The sequence below is a fragment of the Streptomyces sp. AF1A genome (assembly GCF_047340315.1).
Lineage (GTDB): Bacteria > Actinomycetota > Actinomycetes > Streptomycetales > Streptomycetaceae > Streptomyces.
Genome location: NZ_JBLEBI010000034.1, coordinates 1 through 15,241 on the forward strand (window position 1 = coordinate 1; position 15,241 = coordinate 15,241).

Consider the following 15,241-nt stretch of genomic DNA (forward strand, 5'->3'; position numbering starts at 1 on the left):
CGGGCGGCGCGACCAGCACGGCGGTGCCGTCGGCCGCGAGGGCGTCGGCCAGGGCGGGCAGGGCGGAGCGCACGGGCAGCGCGTCCAGGGCGTCGTAGCGGATCACGCCCCCAGTGTCGTACGACCGCGGGAACGCCCTCCACGCGCGCACCGGCGAAAGCGCTCGCCGCCCACGCGCGCGGGCGGCGAGCAGGCGGGCACGGCGGCACGGGGCCGGGGCGCGTGCCGCCTCGCGCGCGGGGCGCGAACGAGGACGCAAGCCGTTCCGTCATGGCTGCGGCCGCGCCCGCGCGCGGGCGGAGAGAACCGCGGGGGAGGGCTCAGTCCCGCTCGCACACGAAGACGGCCGTCCCCGGGATGAGATGGCCGCGCAGCGGGGACCAGCCGCCCCACTCGGAGGTGTTCCAGGCCGGCCACTCCGGCTCCACCAGGTCCACCAGGCGGAAGCCCGAGGCCACGATGTCGCGGACGCGGTCGCCGAGCGTCCGGTGGTGCTCCACGTACACCGCACGGCCCTCCTCGTCCTGCTCGACGTAGGGCGTGCGGTCGAAGTAGGAGGCGGACACCGACAGGCCCTCGGGACCCGGCTCGTCCGGGAAGGCCCAGCGGATCGGGTGCGTCACCGAGAACACGAACCGGCCGCCCGGCCGCAGCACCCGGCACACCTCGCGCAGCACCAGCCGCGGGTCCGCCACGAACGGCAGCGCACCGTACGCGGAGCACGCCAGGTCGAACGCGCCGTCCGCGAAGGGCAGCGCGCCGGCGTCCGCGCACACCAGGGGAAACGATCCGCCGATGCGCAGCGCGTGCTGCAGCTGGCGGTGCGAGAGGTCCAGGGCCACCGGGCGGGCGCCCTGGGCGGCGAGCCAGCGAGAGCACTGCGCGGCACCGGCGCCGATCTCCAGGACGTCCTTGCCCTTCAGCTCCTGCGGCGGACCGAGCAGCTCGGCCTCCACCTCGTCCAGGCCCTCGGGGCCCCACACGAAGCGGTCGTCGCCGAGGAACGTGCCGTGCTCGACCTGGTACTCGTCCGCGTTGCGGTCCCACCAGCCCCGGTTGGCCCGGCTGCTCTCCGCGACCCCCGCCTCACGCCGGGTGGCTTCGGGTTCGGCCCCCGAAGGGTCGAACTGTTCCGGCTCTTGGATGATCGGCTCCCTCGTCGTACTCTTCCGTCCAACCCGCCGGGCGATGGCGCGACACGGAAGGGGATCCCCAGGCCTGCGCGGCCTCGGAGGACGCTTCTTCTGCCGGGTATGCGGCGATCTGCCCCCGGTGTGCGCGTTCGCGCATTGACCATGTCCGGCTGCCCCCGTATGCTACAAGTTGCGCTGCGGGCCTGCGCACCTCAGACGTAGCAGGCTGCGCTCGCATCTGTTGTATGTCCCCTCGGTTCTCGAGGCGCCACCGGGCACCCGGTGTCCTTTTAGGTGGCGCTTCCTTGGCTGTCCGGCTTCATCAGAGCGAAACGGGCTCCCGGCGTAAGCAGTACCTACGACTTCAATGTCCGTACCGGAGCCCTTTCCCACATGACGAGCAGCACCGAGACCACCGCCACCACCCCGCAGGTAGCGGTCAACGACATCGGTAACGAGGAAGCCTTCCTCGCAGCGATCGACGAGACGATCAAGTACTTCAACGACGGCGACATCGTCGACGGCGTCATCGTGAAGGTCGACCGGGACGAGGTCCTGCTCGACATCGGTTACAAGACCGAAGGTGTCATCCCGAGCCGCGAGCTCTCGATCAAGCACGACGTCGACCCGAACGAGGTCGTGGCCGTCGGCGACGAGATCGAGGCCCTGGTCCTCCAGAAGGAGGACAAGGAAGGCCGCCTGATCCTCTCGAAGAAGCGCGCCCAGTACGAGCGTGCCTGGGGCACCATCGAGAAGATCAAGGAAGAGGACGGCATCGTCACCGGTACCGTCATCGAGGTCGTCAAGGGTGGTCTCATCCTCGACATCGGCCTCCGCGGCTTCCTCCCGGCCTCCCTGGTCGAGATGCGCCGTGTCCGCGACCTCCAGCCGTACGTCGGCAAGGAGCTCGAGGCCAAGATCATCGAGCTGGACAAGAACCGCAACAACGTGGTCCTGTCCCGCCGTGCCTGGCTGGAGCAGACCCAGTCCGAGGTCCGCCAGACGTTCCTCACGACCCTGCAGAAGGGTCAGGTCCGCTCCGGTGTGGTCTCCTCGATCGTCAACTTCGGTGCCTTCGTGGACCTGGGTGGCGTCGACGGTCTGGTCCACGTCTCCGAGCTGTCCTGGAAGCACATCGACCACCCCTCCGAGGTCGTCGAGGTCGGCCAGGAGGTCACCGTCGAGGTCCTCGACGTCGACATGGACCGCGAGCGCGTCTCCCTGTCGCTGAAGGCGACCCAGGAAGACCCGTGGCAGCAGTTCGCCCGCACCCACCAGATCGGCCAGGTCGTGCCCGGCAAGGTCACGAAGCTGGTGCCGTTCGGCGCGTTCGTCCGCGTGGACGAGGGCATCGAGGGCCTGGTCCACATCTCCGAGCTGGCCGAGCGCCACGTGGAGATCCCGGAGCAGGTCGTCCAGGTCAACGACGAGATCTTCGTCAAGGTCATCGACATCGACCTCGAGCGCCGTCGCATCAGCCTCTCGCTGAAGCAGGCCAACGAGTCCTTCGGTGCCCACCCGGAGGAGGTCGAGTTCGACCCGACCCTCTACGGCATGGCCGCGTCCTACGACGACCAGGGCAACTACATCTACCCCGAGGGCTTCGACCCGGAGACCAACGACTGGCTGCCGGGCTACGAGAAGCAGCGCGAGGAGTGGGAGCGCCAGTACGCCGAGGCGCAGTCCCGCTTCGAGCAGCACCAGCAGCAGGTCATCAAGAGCCGCGAGGCCGACGCCGCCGCTGCCGCCGAGGGCGGTGGCGAGGCCGCCGCTCCGGCCGCGACCGGTGGCTCGTACTCCTCCGAGGGCGCCGACAACTCCGGTGCGCTGGCCTCGGACGAGGCGCTGGCCGCGCTGCGCGAGAAGCTGGCCGGCGGCCAGAGCTGACCGCTCGGCTGCCGCTGAGGCTCGGCCGATAGCTGGTCCCGAGGGGCCGCACCTTTCGAGGTGCGGCCCCTCGGGCGTTGTCCGAGGGCCGCTTCGTAGTGCATTCGTACCGGCTCCGTGAGATCCCTGATCAACGGCGCGCCGGGGAATGCCGCCGCTTCACGACGCGTTGTCGATGAGTGAACACGAGGAGGAGCGGTCACTGTGCTTGATCCGCAGGGTTTGTACGCTTGGGAGCCGAAGGGCCTCGCCGTGGTGGACATGGCGCTCGCCCAGGAGTCGGCCGGCCTTGTCATGCTCTACCACTTCGACGGATACATCGACGCGGGCGAGACCGGCGACCTGATCGTCGACGGACTGCTCGACTCGCTGCCCCACCAGCTCGTCGCCCGCTTCGACCACGACCGGCTCGTGGACTACCGGGCTCGCCGGCCGCTGCTCACCTTCACGCGGGACCGCTGGACCGACTACGAGGTCCCGGCCATCGAGGTACGCCTCGTCCAGGACACCACCGGTGCCCCCTTCCTGCTGCTGTCCGGTCCCGAGCCGGACGTGGAGTGGGAGCGCTTCGCGGCGGCGGTGCGGCAGATCGTGGAGCGGCTCGGGGTCCGCCTGTCCGTGAACTTCCACGGCATCCCGATGGGCGTTCCGCACACCCGCCCCGTCGGGCTCACCCCGCACGGCAACCGCACCGACCTCATCCCCGGACATCGCAGCCCCTTCGAGGAGGCCCAGGTGCCCGGCAGCGCCGCATCGCTGCTGGAGTACCGGCTCATGCAGGCGGGGCACGACGTCCTGGGCATCGCGGCGCACGTGCCGCACTACATCGCCCGGTCGCCGTACCCGGACGCCGCGCTGACCGTCCTGGAGGCCGTCACGGCCGCCACCGGCCTGGTGCTGCCGGGCGTCGCGCACTCCCTGCGCACCGACGCGCACCGCACACAGACCGAGATCGACCGGCAGATCCAGGAGGGCGACGAGGAGCTGACCTCGCTCGTCCAGGGCCTGGAGCACCAGTACGACGCCGCGGCGGGCGCCGAGACCCGGGGCAACATGCTCGCCGATCCGGTGGAGATCCCGTCCGCCGACGAGATCGGGCGCGAGTTCGAACGGTTCCTGGCCGAGCGGGAAGGCGACAACTGACCTCCGCCGCGCCCGCCGCCGGGGGCAGCGCCTAGGCTTCGGCTCATGCTGAAAGTGGGCCTGACCGGTGGCATCGGCGCCGGCAAGAGCGAGGTGTCGCGGCTGCTCGTGGAGCACGGAGCCGTACTGATCGACGCGGACCGGATCGCGCGCGAGGTCGTGGCACCCGGCACACCCGGCCTCTCGGCCGTCGTCGAGGCCTTCGGCGAGGACGTCCTCGCCGCCGACGGCGGGCTGGACCGGCCGCGCCTGGGCTCGATCGTCTTCGCCGACCCCGAGAAACTCGCCGTACTCAACTCGATCGTGCACCCGCTGGTGGGCGCCCGCTCCCGCGACCTGGAGAGCGCGGCGGGCGACGACGCCGTGGTGATCCACGACGTGCCCCTGCTCACCGAGAACGGCCTGGCGCCGCTCTACGACGTCGTCATCGTGGTCGACGCGAAGCCGGAGACCCAGCTCGACCGGCTGATGCGGCTGCGCGGCATGACCGAGGAGGACGCACGCGCGCGGATGGCCGCGCAGGCCACCCGCGAGCAGCGCCGCGCGATCGCGGACATCGTGATCGACAACGACGTGCCCCTGGACGCGCTGAGAAAGCGCGTCGACGAGGTCTGGGACGACCTCGTGCGCCGGGCCCGCTCGACGGCCGCCGCGGAATAGCGGCCCCCGACGGGGGCGTTGAAGTGCGGGAGCGAGGGAAGGACTCTGCCGTGCCCGAGAACAGCGGATCTCCCGGACGTACTCCGGAGACAGACGTCATCGATTTCCGTGCCGCCGAGCATCTGCTCAACGCGCGGGACCCGCGGGGCGCGGTGAAGCTGCTCGACGGAGTCATCGCCGCCCATCCCGAGAACACCGCGGCCCGGCTGCTGCGCGCGCGTGCCTTCTTCGCCGCCGCGCAACTGAGACCCGCCGAGCTGGAGTTCACCATCGTGCTGGAGCGGGAGCCGGACAACGCGTTCGCGCACTTCGCCCTCGCCCGCACCTATGAACGTCAGGGCCGCCCCGACCAGGCCAAACGGCATTTTCGGCTGGCGGCCGCGCTCGACCCCAACCCGCAGTACCTCAAGGCGGCCCGCTTCGACGACTGAGCGGCCCGGACCGAGCGGCGCGTCGCCGGTCACGGATGCCGGTGCCGGGGCGGCCCGGGGTGCGGCGGCCCGCCGTCGGGCGGCCGGTACGGCGGCACGTCGCGACCCGGCTGGTAGTGCGGGCCCTGCCGGATGTGCCGGATGATCATGGCCATGTCGATGGTGACCACCAGCCACAGCGCCCCGCAGGCCGCCGCCCAGCCGGGGCGCCCGACGAGCGAGAACGCCGCCGTGCCGAAGGTCGCCCAGACCAGTCCCCACACGCTCAGCCACAACCGCGTCCGCAGCGCACTGCGCGCGGTCACCGGCTCATTGCCCGTACGCATCGGATCACCACTCCTTCCAGCAACGTACTCTTCGACGACGGCGCACATCAACGATGTGCGCCGGACCTGGACCCAAGGGGGCAACCGTTGCTGCCGGACGCCGATGACCTGCCCGAACTCCTCCTCGACCTGGCAGTGCCGCACGAGGACATCAACGAGCTGGTCGCGGGCCGGCGCCGGCTGGCCGGTGACCCCGGGGCGCTGAGACTCGTCCGGGAATGCGTGCAGGAGCTGTTCCGGGGGCCCGAGGCCGCCGGCCACCCTCCCGGCCTCGACAACCTGTTCGCCTCGGCTCCCGCGGGGCTGGACGGCACGTTCGCCGTGTACGTCTTCCTGGCCGCGCTGCCGACCACGCTCGCCCGACACCGCGAGCGGGGCATACCGGCCGCGGTCACCCGCCGCACCCTGGCCGACCTGGGCCGGCAGATGGCCATCCACCGCAGACGGCACGGCTCGGCCGGGCTGCAAGCGCGGAACTGGCTCGTCCGGCACTTCCGCGGGGAGCTGTACCAGCTCGGGCGGCTCCAGTTCGAGCGGGCGCGGCACGGACAGCGCACGTCGGCCGTCATCGCGGCGGCCGGACTCGACGTGGCGCCCGGCACGCCCTGCCTGAACCTGCACATCCCCGACTTCCACGGTCCGCTGACCCCGTCCGCCTGCGACCGCTCCGTGGCGCTGGCCCGGGAGTTCTTCGCGCGGCACTTCCCCGAGGAGCGCCCGCGGGCCGCGCTGTGCCACTCCTGGCTGCTCGACCCGCAGCTGAGGCGGTACCTGCCCGCCCACTCCAACATCGTGCGCTTCCAGGACCGCTTCCGCGTCGCCCGCGAGGACACCGAGCCGGCCGACACCGAGCCCGTCCAGTTCGTCTTCGGGGACCCGGACCTGCCCGTGGCCGAGCTGCCGCGCCGCACCTCCGTGGAGCGGGCGGTCGGGGACCACCTGCGGGCGGGCGGTCACTGGTACATCGGACACGGATGGTTCCCGTTCCCGGCCGAATAACTCGAACGGGTGAACACGTGTCGAACGGGAACGGGTCCGCGGGGACGGTCCGTTGTCCGGGCATGACGGTCGAGATGCGTGAGGGATACGAGGGCACGGGACCCGGTGCGATCACCCCGGACGGCTGCGCGGTCGGGGTGTACGAGCGGCTGCCGGCGGGCGACGAGCCGGACATCGTCGCCGCGGCGATACCGCCCGGGGCGCACATCCTGGAGCTGGGCAGCGGGGCCGGCCGGATCACCCGCCCCCTGCTGGAGCGCGGCTTCACGGTCACGGCGGTGGACGAGTCGGCCGAGATGCTGGCCCGGATCCGCGGGGCGCGCACGGTGTGCAGCCCCATTGAGCACCTGGACATGTCCGGCGAGACCTTCGACGTGGTGCTGCTCGCGTCGTTCCTCGTGCACGCCGGCGACGAGGAGGTGCGCCGGGGCCTGCTGCGCACCTGCGCCCGGCACGTGGCGAACGGCGGTTGTGTGCTGATCCAGCGAGAGGGCGAGGACTACCACACCAACGTGCCCAGGGAGCGGGTCGACGCCAGCGGCTTCACCGTCCGGATCGCCTCGGTGCAGCCCGCCGGCGACGGGGTGGACTCGGTCCACGTCGAGTACGAGTTCCCGGACGGGAGATGGACGCACACGTTCCTGTCCCGCCCGCTGACGACGGAGCAGTTCGAGTCGGCCCTGGCGGAGGCGGGACTGAAGGTGGACGCGTACCTGACCCCCGACCGGATATGGGTGCGGGCCGTGCCCACGGCGTAGACGCGTAGCCCGCCGCGGACGGGCCGGCGCGAAGCGATGACTTCTGCAGCGGCGCCCGGTCTACAGGTGAAAGCAATCGGCACCGCTTCACCAGGAGACCTTTCATGTCCGACCTCACGTCCGACGGCATCGCTCCCGCCGGCACCGCCACGTCCACGGCCCCTGCCGCCGCCCGCACCGACCGGGCGCGCCTCGCCCGGGCCGCCCTGCGCTCCGTGCAGATCCTGCTCGCCCTGTTCTACGGCCTCGCGAGTGCCCTGCCGAAGCTCATCGCCCACCCGTCGGCGGCCGAGTCCTTCGCCAGGATCGGCTGGGGCGACGGCGCCATGTACACCATCGGCGCCCTCGAACTCGCCGGAGCGGTCGCGCTGCTGATCCCGGTCCTGCAGTCCGTGGCGGCGATCGCCCTCAGCGCGCTCATGGTGGGAGCGTTCATCGTCCAGCTCACCGCCTTCCACGGCCAGAACGCCGCGACCCCGCTGATCCTGATCGCACCCCTCACCCTCATCGCGTGGACGCGCCGCGCCCACAACGCGGATCTGGTGCGGCTGGTGCGGCTGGTGCGGCGGGGGTGACGGGGCGGGAAGGGAAGGCCCGGCAGGTGACGCGGCGTGCGGCCGGGATGGAGCCGGTGCAGGTCCGGCACGTCGCCGAGGGGGCCGTCAGTGCGACCGGGGGCGACCGCCGGGGTCGCCGAGGGCACCGGGGGCGCCCTGGGCCAGGCCGCGCAGGCGCTCCAGTTCGCGGCGGTCCCGCTTGGTGGGGCGGCCGGCGCCTCGGTCGCGCAGGCCGGCGGGGGCGACGGCCTCGCGGGGCGGGGGCGGAGGGGAGTTGTCGATGTAGCACTGAGCGGCCACCGGCGCGCCGACCCGCTTGCGGATGAGGCGCTTGACGATCACCACCCGCTCCCGCCCCTCGTGCCGCAGGCGCACCTCGTCGCCGACGCGTACCGAGTAGGCGGGCTTGACCCGCTCACCATTCACGTGCACATGCCCGCCACGGCAGGCGGCGGCGCCCAGGGAGCGCGTCTTGATCAGCCGCACGGCCCAGATCCAGCTGTCGATCCGGACCGTCTCGCCGCCTGCGGGCCCTGCGGCCTCGGCCGCGGCCACCGCGGCCGCGATCTTCGGATCGAGCGGTTGCCCGGCAGACGGGCCGGAGCCCTCGGCGTCCGGCGAGGAACTCGTCGCGCCCGGCGCGTCGGTCCCACGGCTCACGCTCTCGTCCGCATCCTCGGAAGGCATGTCCCGACCTTAACTCCCCGGGGAGGGTCGGTCGGACCTGATGTCCCGGGCAGGCCGGCCCCCGGGCCGCCCCGGCGCCGCGCGTGCCGCCGATCCCGCCCCGGCCGGTCTCGTCGCACCAGCGCGCGGCATACGGTTGGCCGTATGGACGACAGCAGCGCCCTCGCCCGGCTCGACCTGCGCATCGCCGACTGCCGTGCCTGTCCCCGGCTGGTCGAGTGGCGCGAGGAGGTGGCCCGTACCAAGCGGGCCGCGTTCGCGGACTGGACGTACTGGGGGCGGCCGGTTCCCGGCTTCGGCCCCGCCGATGCCCGCCTCCTGATCGTCGGGCTGGCCCCCGCCGCCCACGGCGCCAACCGCACCGGACGCATGTTCACCGGCGACCGCTCCGGAGACGTGCTCTACCAGGCGCTCTACGACGTGGGCCTGGCTTCGCAGCCCACCTCGGTCAGCGCCGACGACGGCCTGGAGCTCTACGGCGTCCGGATCACCGCGCCGGTGCACTGTGCGCCGCCCGCGAACAAGCCGACGCCCGGGGAGCGCGACACCTGCCGCGCCTGGCTGGTGCAGGAGCTGAAGCTGCTGCGCCCGACGCTGAGGGCAGCGGTCGTTCTCGGCGCCTTCGGCTGGCAGGCCGCGCTGCCCGCGTTCGCCGACGCGGGCTGGAGCGTGCCCCGCCCCCGCCCGGCCTTCGCCCACGGCACCCGGGTCGCGCTGGGGGAGCTGGACCTCTTCGGCTGCTTCCACGTCAGCCAGCGCAACACCTTCACCGGCCGGCTCACCGCCGAGATGCTGCGCGAGGTGCTGCGCACGGCGGCGCGGGCGGCCGGTCTGCCGGCTGCGGGCACGGAGCCTCAGGGCCGCCACACATAGCGCACGTCCGGCTCCCGCTCCTCGTTGCCGCTGCCGTCGGTGAACTCCACGGCCGTGAAACCGTGCCGCTCGTAGAAGCGGCGGGCGGGCTTGTTGACCTGGAAGGTCCACAGGCTCAGCCCGCCCGGGCTGCGCTCCTTGGCCAGAGTGACGAACCGGTCCCCGATGCCCCGCCCCCACCACTGCGGAGCCAGGTAGAGCTGGGACAGCAGTTCCCCGTCGAGCACCATGACACCGACGATCCGCTCCCCGTCCGCCTCCGCCACCCAGGTCTCCCGCAGCGGCACGACGACGTCCCGGAAGTACCCCCGCACGTCGTCGTCGGTGCGCGGCCGGTTGACCGTGGGCAACGCGGCGTCGAAGGACCGCAGCCAGACGTCGGCGGCGGCGCGGGCGTCGGCCGCGCCCGCGCGCCGCAGGGCGACCCCGGTCACCGCCCTGCCCCGGCTTCCGGCACCACGGCCGTCGCCGTGATCTCCACCAGCTGCCCGGTGTATCCGAGGCAGGCCACGCCGAGGAGCGTGGAGGAGTGGGGGCCCATGCTCAGCCCGGACGCCTCCACGACCTCCCACACCGCCGAGAGCATCGAGGGTTCGCTGCTCACGACGTACACGTCCGTCGCCACCACATGCTCCAAGTCGCTGCCGATGGCCCGCAGTTGCCGGCGGAGATTCGCGATCACCTGCTCGGCCTGCAGCACGGGATCCCCCGGACCGACGATCTCCCCCTTCTCGTCCAGCGGCACGGCCCCGGCGAGGAACGCCAGCTTCGTGCCCGCCTCGACGACGGAGGCATGTGCGTACGTGGGCGGCGGGAACAAATCCGGGACGGTGACACGCTGGATCACAGAGCTGCTCCTACGACGTTCAGGGGACAACTGCCCGATCATGGGCGTTCCCCGCCCATGACCGCATCCGAATTTCCGGGGGCGGCGACGCGGCCGCGTACCGGGCGGAAAATCGCCTGACGCGGCCACCGTGCCATGCGTACGCTCCGGCGACGCCCCCGTCGACCCGCGGAGCCGCCCATGCCGCCCGACACCGATCAGGCCTTCCTGGACGCCACCGCCGACCGCCTCGCGTCGCTCCCCACGGTCCGGGCCGTCGCCCTCGGCGGTTCCCGCGCCCAGGGCACCCACCGCCCGGACAGCGACTGGGACCTGGCCATCTACTACCGCGGCCCGTTCGACCCGGACGACCTGCGCGCCGTCGGCTGGGAGGGGGAGGTGTCCGACATCGGCGGCTGGGGCGGCGGCGTCTTCAACGGCGGGGCCTGGCTGACCATCGACGGGCGCCGGGTGGACGTGCACTACCGGGACCTGGACGTGGTCGAGCACGAACTGGCGGAGACGGAGCAGGGACGGTTCCGGGTGGAGCCGCTGCTCTTCCACCTCGCTGGCATCCCCACCTATCTGATCGTGGCCGAACTCGCCGTGAACCAGGTGCTCCGGGGCACCCTGCCCCGCCCCGCGGGCTACCCGGACGAGCTGCGGGTCACGGCCGCCGAGCGCTGGCACGGCACCGCGCGCGCCACCCTCGGCTACGCCAAGGCCTGCCACGCACCCCGAGGGCGCCTCACGGAGACCGCCGGAGCCATCGCCACGGCCGCAGCACAGGCGGCGCACGCGGTGCTGGCGGCACGCGGAGAGTGGGTGACGAACGAGAAGCGGCTGCTGGAGCGGGCCGGACTGCGGCGGATCGACGCGGTCGTGGCCGCGCTGCGAGCCGGCCCCGAGACCCTGGTTCCCGCTGTGGCCCGAGCCGAGGAGATCATCGTGGGGGCGCTGGACCCGTAGGGGACGAGTGGGAGTACGCGCGGGTTCCGGAGGAGTGTCGACAGCAGCCAGAAGAGCACGGTCGACCCCGACCACCCGGCCGTCGGCAACCCTGAGCGGAGCCCTTCCCCCGGGCTGACGCTGAGCGGCCTGAGACAGGACCGCGTCCCCCGGGCTGACGCTGAGCGGCCTGAGACAGGACCGCGTCCCCCGGGCTGACGCTGAGCGGCCTGAGACAGGACCGCGTCCTCGATGAAGCGGCCGAGGGCGCCGACCGGCTCAGGCTGATGCGGCTGTTCGGCATCACCGAACAGACCGCCCTGCGCTACGTCACCGCCGCCCACCCCGGACGAACCGCCAAGCTGCCCAGGTAGCCCGCCATATTCAGCCCTGGAGGGTGGCGAGCCAGTCGGTCAGCAGGCGGTTGACCTCGTCGGGGCGCTCCTGCTGGATCCAGTGACCGCAGCCGTCCAAGAGGTGGGAGGCCGACAGGCCGGGGAGGGTGGTGGGGTAGGCGTCGATGGCGTCGGACATCCAGGTGGTGGAGGCGTCCAGGGCGCCGCCGATGAACAGGGACGGCTGCTCGATCGGGGCTCCGCGGTGCGGGGCGAGGTCCTCCCAGTCCCGGTCCATGTTGCGGTAGCGGTTGAGTGCGCCGGTCAGGCCGGTGCGCTCGAACTCCCCGGCGTAGACGTCGAGGTCGTCCTCGCTCAGCCAGGCCGGGAGGACCCCCGCGGGGAAGCGGTCGCGCAGCCGGCCGCCGCCGCGGGCGACGAAGTGCGGGTCGGGCTCGCCCTGGGCGGGCATGGTGTCGGCGGACAGGGCCGCGTAGAGGCCCGCGAGCCAGCCCCGGACGTCGGGCTCGATCTCCGCCTCGGCGCGGCCGGGCTTCTGGAAGTAGGAGACGTAGAACTCCTGCTCGGGCCCGCCGATCCGGCCGAAGATATCGGTGGGGCGGGGGCCGCCGGGCGGCGCGTAGGGGACGCTCAGCAGGCCGACGGCGCGGAAGACCTCGGGGTGGAGCAGGGCCGAGGCGGCGGCGATGTTGGAGCCCCAGTCGTGGCCGACGACCACCGCGTTCTCCTCGCCGAGGGCGCGCACGACGGCGATGTTGTCCGCCACCAGGTCGAGCATCCGGTAGGCGTCGGTCGCCTCCGGCTTGGAGGAGCGGCCGTAGCCGCGCACGTCGAGCGCCACCGCCCGGTGGCCGGCCGCGGCGAGGGCCGGGAGCTGGCGGCGCCAGGAGTACCAGGACTCCGGGAAGCCGTGGACGAGCAGGACCAGCGGGCCGGTGCCCTGCTCGACCAGGTGCAGGCGCCCGGCCGGGGCCTCGACGGTGCGGTGGCGGAGCTCGGCGGTCGGCTCGGGCTGCATGGGCTTCTCCTCGGGTCGTGGGCGGACGCGGCTACCCATCGATCATGCGGCGCGGCGCCCGCCCGACGCGATCGGCCTTGCCGATCTGGCAAACTCGCAGGACAGAGCGGCGGAGCGGCACGGTGGGAAGGAGCGGGCAAGGTGGCAGTCGACGACGTGGACGGCACGCTGGCCGCGATGGGGCCCCGGTTGCGGGCCGCGCGCGAGCACCACGGCGCGACGCTCGCCGGTGTCAGCCGCGCGACCGGCATCCCGACCAGCACGCTGTCCCGGATCGAGACCGGCCGGCGCAAGCCCACCCTGGAGGTGCTGCTGCACCTGTCGAAGGAGTACGGCGTCTCCCTGGACGAGCTGGCCGGCACCGCACGCGCCCCCGCGGCCGAGCCGCGTACCACGGCGCCGCTGAGCTTCGGCGACGACAAGGCGGTGCTGCCGTTGACCCGGTACGTCGGCGGCCTGCACGCCCACAAGCACGTCCTGCCCGCCCTCGAGGACCCGCCCGCGCGGCCCCGTCAGGTCTCCCACGACGGCCACGAGTGGCTGTGCGTCCTGTACGGGCGGCTTTGGCTCGCCCTCGGCGACCAGGACCTCATCCTGACCCCCGGGGATGTCGCCGAGTTCGACACCCGCACCCCGCACGGGGTGGCGAACGCCGGCTCCGGCGGACCGGTCGAGTATTTGATCATGTTCGGACCCCAGGGCGAGCGCCTGCGGCCGCGCACCTCTCCAGCCGCCGGCCGGGGGAACCGACAGCCGAGTCGCGCCCGGGCCTGCCGCGAAGAACAGCCGTAGGATCCGGAAGCCGCTCCGACCGGACAGCGACATCACGACCTGCACGTAGGTGCGCGGCCAAGGGCCGCCCGGATTCCTGGAACTCGCGCGCTACCGCCTGCCCCGCACAGAAGGTCGGCCGAAAGAAAACTGCGGGCGCAGCGATGAGTTCCGTATCCGATGTCGGTCAGCACTCCGAACCGAGCGTCGGACAGGAGGGCACATGTCGTTTCCGGAGATCGTCTCGCGCGAGCGGTGGCGCGCGGCGCGCGAGGAGTTGCTGCGCAAGGAGGAGGTGGTCAGCCGGGCGCGCGAGGCGCTGGGCGCCGAGCGGCGGCGCATGCCCATGGTGGAGGTCGACCCGGAGTACGTCTTCGAGGGCGGTGACGGCAAGGCCACCCTCCTCGACCTCTTCGAGGGACGGACCCAGCTGGTGATCCACCACTTCATGTTCGCCCCGGAGTGGGAGTCCGGCTGCCCCTGCTGCTCCGCCTTCCTCGACCAGGTGGGCCACCTCGCCCATCTGCGCGCCCGGAACACCTCGTTCGCCGCCGTCTCCCGGGCGCCGTTCACCCGGATCCTGCCGTTCAAGGCCCGGATGGGCTGGGCGGTGCCCTGGTACTCCTCCTGGAACAGCGACTTCAACCTCGACTTCGAGGCGACGGTGGCGCCGCTCGGCGAGCCGGGCGGCCGGCTGGTCGAGCGGCCGGGCGTGAGCTGCTTCCTGCGCGACCACGACCGGGTCTTCCACACCTACTCCGTGTACGACGGCCGTCTGGACGAACTGGGTACCACCGCCGGTCTCCTGGACCTGACCGTGCTCGGCCGCAGCCCCGCCGGCGGCGAACCGCTCCGCCTCCACGACGAGTACGACGCGTGACATGACGAGCGCGCACGACACGACGAGTACGACTCGTGACATGACGAGTGCCATGGCCGACACGGAGGGTGCGGTTCGTGTCACAACGTGAACGGGCCTTCACGGTCCGCGCCAGAGCGGTGTCGACAATGTCTCAGTCGCGTCACTGACCGAGGCGTTTCCCCTCCCCTGAGCGTTTAACTCCTACGAGTACGACGCTCTTGGAGGTGCGAGATGGTGAACGGGCGAACGGTGCTCGAACGCTTTCCCGCCGGTGGTCCGCGGGGATCGTGGCCCGCGGAGGAGTTCGCGCACGCGCGGCGCATGGAAGGCCTGCCCGCTGAGGTCGTGATGGACCTCGCGACGGACATGTTCCTGGTGATCGTGCGCGGGGGCGAAGCGGCCGAGTGAGCCGGCCGGCCCGCCCGGGCGGCTCCGTCGGGTGGTGCGCGGCGGTTACGCCGAAACGGCCCTCGACCAGTCCGGGCTGGTCCCTGTCACCCTGCACAGGGTCAGGTACAGGGGGATCGGCGGGGTGTACGGGACCGTCCCCCGCGGGCGGTGGATGAGGCGGGCCGTGCCGGTGACCAGCGCGCCGGGCGCGTAGTGGGCCGGGGACGGCCAGCGCAGCGCGTAGTCGGAGTCGGACGGGACGATCCACCACCAGTGCGCCCCGTCGGCGTACACACAGCCCAGCCGCGGCAGCCGCGGAATGACGAGCGGCCCGAGGCGGTCGGGTACGGCCACGGCGTCGCAGCCGAGCGGAACCGTCATGCCCTCGGGCAGCTGCAGCCGGTGCAGCGGGTCCGCGGCCGGTCGCCGGCGCTGCAGCTGCACCAGGGTGTCCAGTCCCAGGGGTCGCTCGGGGCCGCCGACGTGACCGGTACCGGCCGCACGGTGCGGACCGCGCCCGCCCGTGTCGTTGTCGCCGCTGAAGCCGCTTGTGCCGCGTCGCCCGGAGTCCGCCTCGCCGCTCACGGTCGCTCCCAGCCGCGGCCGTGTTCCTGGG

19 protein-coding genes are annotated in these 15,241 nt (G+C 72.5%); 12 read left to right on the forward strand and 7 right to left on the reverse strand.

Going from position 1 to position 15,241, the window contains the following annotated elements; all coding sequences use genetic code 11:
• Positions 1 to 320 precede the first annotated feature (320 nt).
• Positions 321 to 1,190 (reverse strand): class I SAM-dependent methyltransferase, encoded by an 870-nt coding sequence (locus ACLU3S_RS13260; RefSeq protein WP_413952036.1) that lies wholly within the window; start codon positions 1,188 to 1,190, stop codon positions 321 to 323.
• A 336-nt stretch (positions 1,191 to 1,526) separates the two neighbouring features.
• Here ACLU3S_RS13260 and rpsA point away from each other — a divergent pair, with 336 nt between their 5' ends.
• The 4 genes from rpsA to ACLU3S_RS13280 all read left to right on the forward strand — a co-directional run bounded on the left by rpsA (position 1,527) and on the right by ACLU3S_RS13280 (position 5,254).
• Positions 1,527 to 3,020 (forward strand): 30S ribosomal protein S1, encoded by a 1,494-nt coding sequence (gene rpsA, locus ACLU3S_RS13265; RefSeq protein ID WP_413951995.1) that lies wholly within the window; start codon positions 1,527 to 1,529, stop codon positions 3,018 to 3,020.
• Between the two features lie 204 nt (positions 3,021 to 3,224).
• Positions 3,225 to 4,163 (forward strand): PAC2 family protein, encoded by a 939-nt coding sequence (locus ACLU3S_RS13270; protein WP_413951996.1) that lies wholly within the window; start codon positions 3,225 to 3,227, stop codon positions 4,161 to 4,163.
• 45 nt (positions 4,164 to 4,208) lie between these two features.
• Entirely contained in the window at positions 4,209 to 4,823 is a 615-nt protein-coding gene (gene coaE, locus ACLU3S_RS13275) for a dephospho-CoA kinase (protein WP_413951997.1), read from the forward strand.
• 50 nt (positions 4,824 to 4,873) lie between these two features.
• On the forward strand, positions 4,874 to 5,254 hold the full coding sequence (locus ACLU3S_RS13280; protein WP_413951998.1) for a tetratricopeptide repeat protein: 381 nt from the start codon (positions 4,874 to 4,876) through the stop codon (positions 5,252 to 5,254).
• 29 nt (positions 5,255 to 5,283) lie between these two features.
• Here the strand turns inward: ACLU3S_RS13280 and ACLU3S_RS13285 are convergent, their stop codons facing one another.
• Positions 5,284 to 5,580: a DUF6343 family protein gene (locus ACLU3S_RS13285; RefSeq protein WP_413951999.1), complete on the reverse strand. Its 297-nt coding sequence runs from the start codon at positions 5,578 to 5,580 to the stop codon at positions 5,284 to 5,286.
• Between the two features lie 87 nt (positions 5,581 to 5,667).
• Between ACLU3S_RS13285 and ACLU3S_RS13290 the strand changes: the two genes are divergently transcribed.
• From ACLU3S_RS13290 to ACLU3S_RS13300, 3 genes are all read left to right on the forward strand, one after another.
• The gene (locus tag ACLU3S_RS13290) at positions 5,668 to 6,579 is read left to right on the forward strand and encodes an acyltransferase domain-containing protein (RefSeq protein ID WP_413952000.1); all 912 of its coding nucleotides are present in this window, start codon (positions 5,668 to 5,670) and stop codon (positions 6,577 to 6,579) included.
• A 62-nt stretch (positions 6,580 to 6,641) separates the two neighbouring features.
• Positions 6,642 to 7,337, forward strand: a complete 696-nt coding sequence (locus ACLU3S_RS13295) for a class I SAM-dependent methyltransferase (protein WP_413952001.1) — start codon at positions 6,642 to 6,644, stop codon at positions 7,335 to 7,337.
• A 104-nt stretch (positions 7,338 to 7,441) separates the two neighbouring features.
• Positions 7,442 to 7,912: a DoxX family protein gene (locus tag ACLU3S_RS13300; protein WP_413952002.1), complete on the forward strand. Its 471-nt coding sequence runs from the start codon at positions 7,442 to 7,444 to the stop codon at positions 7,910 to 7,912.
• Positions 7,913 to 7,999: 87 nt separating this feature from the next.
• Here the strand turns inward: ACLU3S_RS13300 and ACLU3S_RS13305 are convergent, their stop codons facing one another.
• Positions 8,000 to 8,581, reverse strand: coding sequence for an RNA-binding S4 domain-containing protein (locus ACLU3S_RS13305; RefSeq protein WP_413952003.1), 582 nt, complete (start codon positions 8,579 to 8,581; stop codon positions 8,000 to 8,002).
• A gap of 144 nt (positions 8,582 to 8,725) precedes the next feature.
• Here ACLU3S_RS13305 and ACLU3S_RS13310 point away from each other — a divergent pair, with 144 nt between their 5' ends.
• Positions 8,726 to 9,454, forward strand: coding sequence for a uracil-DNA glycosylase (locus ACLU3S_RS13310; protein WP_413952004.1), 729 nt, complete (start codon positions 8,726 to 8,728; stop codon positions 9,452 to 9,454).
• Here the strand turns inward: ACLU3S_RS13310 and ACLU3S_RS13315 are convergent.
• Both ACLU3S_RS13315 and ACLU3S_RS13320 read right to left on the reverse strand, forming a co-directional pair.
• Entirely contained in the window at positions 9,436 to 9,888 is a 453-nt protein-coding gene (locus tag ACLU3S_RS13315) for an N-acetyltransferase family protein (RefSeq protein ID WP_413952005.1), read from the reverse strand. The two genes, ACLU3S_RS13310 and ACLU3S_RS13315, sit on opposite strands and share 19 nt — an antisense overlap.
• Positions 9,885 to 10,301 carry a RidA family protein gene (locus ACLU3S_RS13320; RefSeq protein ID WP_413952006.1) on the reverse strand — a complete coding sequence of 139 codons (417 nt, stop codon included), beginning with the start codon at positions 10,299 to 10,301 and terminating at the stop codon, positions 9,885 to 9,887. The genes ACLU3S_RS13315 and ACLU3S_RS13320 overlap by 4 nt, the downstream gene beginning before the upstream one ends.
• 180 nt (positions 10,302 to 10,481) lie before the next feature.
• On the opposite strand from ACLU3S_RS13320, the gene ACLU3S_RS13325 reads away from it, so the two are divergent.
• Positions 10,482 to 11,249 carry a nucleotidyltransferase domain-containing protein gene (locus ACLU3S_RS13325; RefSeq protein ID WP_413952007.1) on the forward strand — a complete coding sequence of 256 codons (768 nt, stop codon included), beginning with the start codon at positions 10,482 to 10,484 and terminating at the stop codon, positions 11,247 to 11,249.
• A gap of 363 nt (positions 11,250 to 11,612) precedes the next feature.
• On the opposite strand, the gene ACLU3S_RS13330 is transcribed toward ACLU3S_RS13325, so the two are convergent.
• Complete coding sequence (locus ACLU3S_RS13330; protein ID WP_413952008.1) at positions 11,613 to 12,602, reverse strand: alpha/beta fold hydrolase; 990 nt, start codon at positions 12,600 to 12,602, stop codon at positions 11,613 to 11,615.
• A 141-nt stretch (positions 12,603 to 12,743) separates the two neighbouring features.
• Here ACLU3S_RS13330 and ACLU3S_RS13335 point away from each other — a divergent pair, with 141 nt between their 5' ends.
• The 3 genes from ACLU3S_RS13335 (at position 12,744) to ACLU3S_RS13345 (ending at position 14,643) form a co-directional block, all read left to right on the forward strand.
• Complete coding sequence (locus tag ACLU3S_RS13335; RefSeq protein ID WP_413952009.1) at positions 12,744 to 13,394, forward strand: helix-turn-helix domain-containing protein; 651 nt, start codon at positions 12,744 to 12,746, stop codon at positions 13,392 to 13,394.
• Positions 13,395 to 13,596: 202 nt separating this feature from the next.
• Positions 13,597 to 14,253: a DUF899 domain-containing protein gene (locus ACLU3S_RS13340; protein ID WP_413952010.1), complete on the forward strand. Its 657-nt coding sequence runs from the start codon at positions 13,597 to 13,599 to the stop codon at positions 14,251 to 14,253.
• 213 nt (positions 14,254 to 14,466) lie between these two features.
• Positions 14,467 to 14,643 carry a hypothetical protein gene (locus ACLU3S_RS13345; protein WP_413952011.1) on the forward strand — a complete coding sequence of 59 codons (177 nt, stop codon included), beginning with the start codon at positions 14,467 to 14,469 and terminating at the stop codon, positions 14,641 to 14,643.
• Between the two features lie 45 nt (positions 14,644 to 14,688).
• Here ACLU3S_RS13345 and ACLU3S_RS13350 read toward each other — a convergent pair whose 3' ends face one another.
• Positions 14,689 to 15,087 (reverse strand): hypothetical protein, encoded by a 399-nt coding sequence (locus ACLU3S_RS13350; RefSeq protein ID WP_413952037.1) that lies wholly within the window; start codon positions 15,085 to 15,087, stop codon positions 14,689 to 14,691.
• Positions 15,088 to 15,241: the final 154 nt, after the last annotated feature.

Coding starts and splice junctions, on each gene's coding strand:
- ACLU3S_RS13285 (WP_413951999.1), bottom strand. CDS start 5,580: ATGCGTACGGGCAATGAGCCGGTGACCGCGCGCAGTGCGCTGCGGACG.
- ACLU3S_RS13310 (WP_413952004.1), top strand. CDS start 8,726: ATGGACGACAGCAGCGCCCTCGCCCGGCTCGACCTGCGCATCGCCGAC.
- ACLU3S_RS13300 (WP_413952002.1), top strand. CDS start 7,442: ATGTCCGACCTCACGTCCGACGGCATCGCTCCCGCCGGCACCGCCACG.
- ACLU3S_RS13345 (WP_413952011.1), top strand. CDS start 14,467: ATGGTGAACGGGCGAACGGTGCTCGAACGCTTTCCCGCCGGTGGTCCG.
- ACLU3S_RS13325 (WP_413952007.1), top strand. CDS start 10,482: ATGCCGCCCGACACCGATCAGGCCTTCCTGGACGCCACCGCCGACCGC.
- coaE (WP_413951997.1), top strand. CDS start 4,209: ATGCTGAAAGTGGGCCTGACCGGTGGCATCGGCGCCGGCAAGAGCGAG.
- ACLU3S_RS13295 (WP_413952001.1), top strand. CDS start 6,642: ATGACGGTCGAGATGCGTGAGGGATACGAGGGCACGGGACCCGGTGCG.
- ACLU3S_RS13340 (WP_413952010.1), top strand. CDS start 13,597: ATGTCGTTTCCGGAGATCGTCTCGCGCGAGCGGTGGCGCGCGGCGCGC.
- ACLU3S_RS13330 (WP_413952008.1), bottom strand. CDS start 12,602: ATGCAGCCCGAGCCGACCGCCGAGCTCCGCCACCGCACCGTCGAGGCC.
- rpsA (WP_413951995.1), top strand. CDS start 1,527: ATGACGAGCAGCACCGAGACCACCGCCACCACCCCGCAGGTAGCGGTC.
- ACLU3S_RS13305 (WP_413952003.1), bottom strand. CDS start 8,581: ATGCCTTCCGAGGATGCGGACGAGAGCGTGAGCCGTGGGACCGACGCG.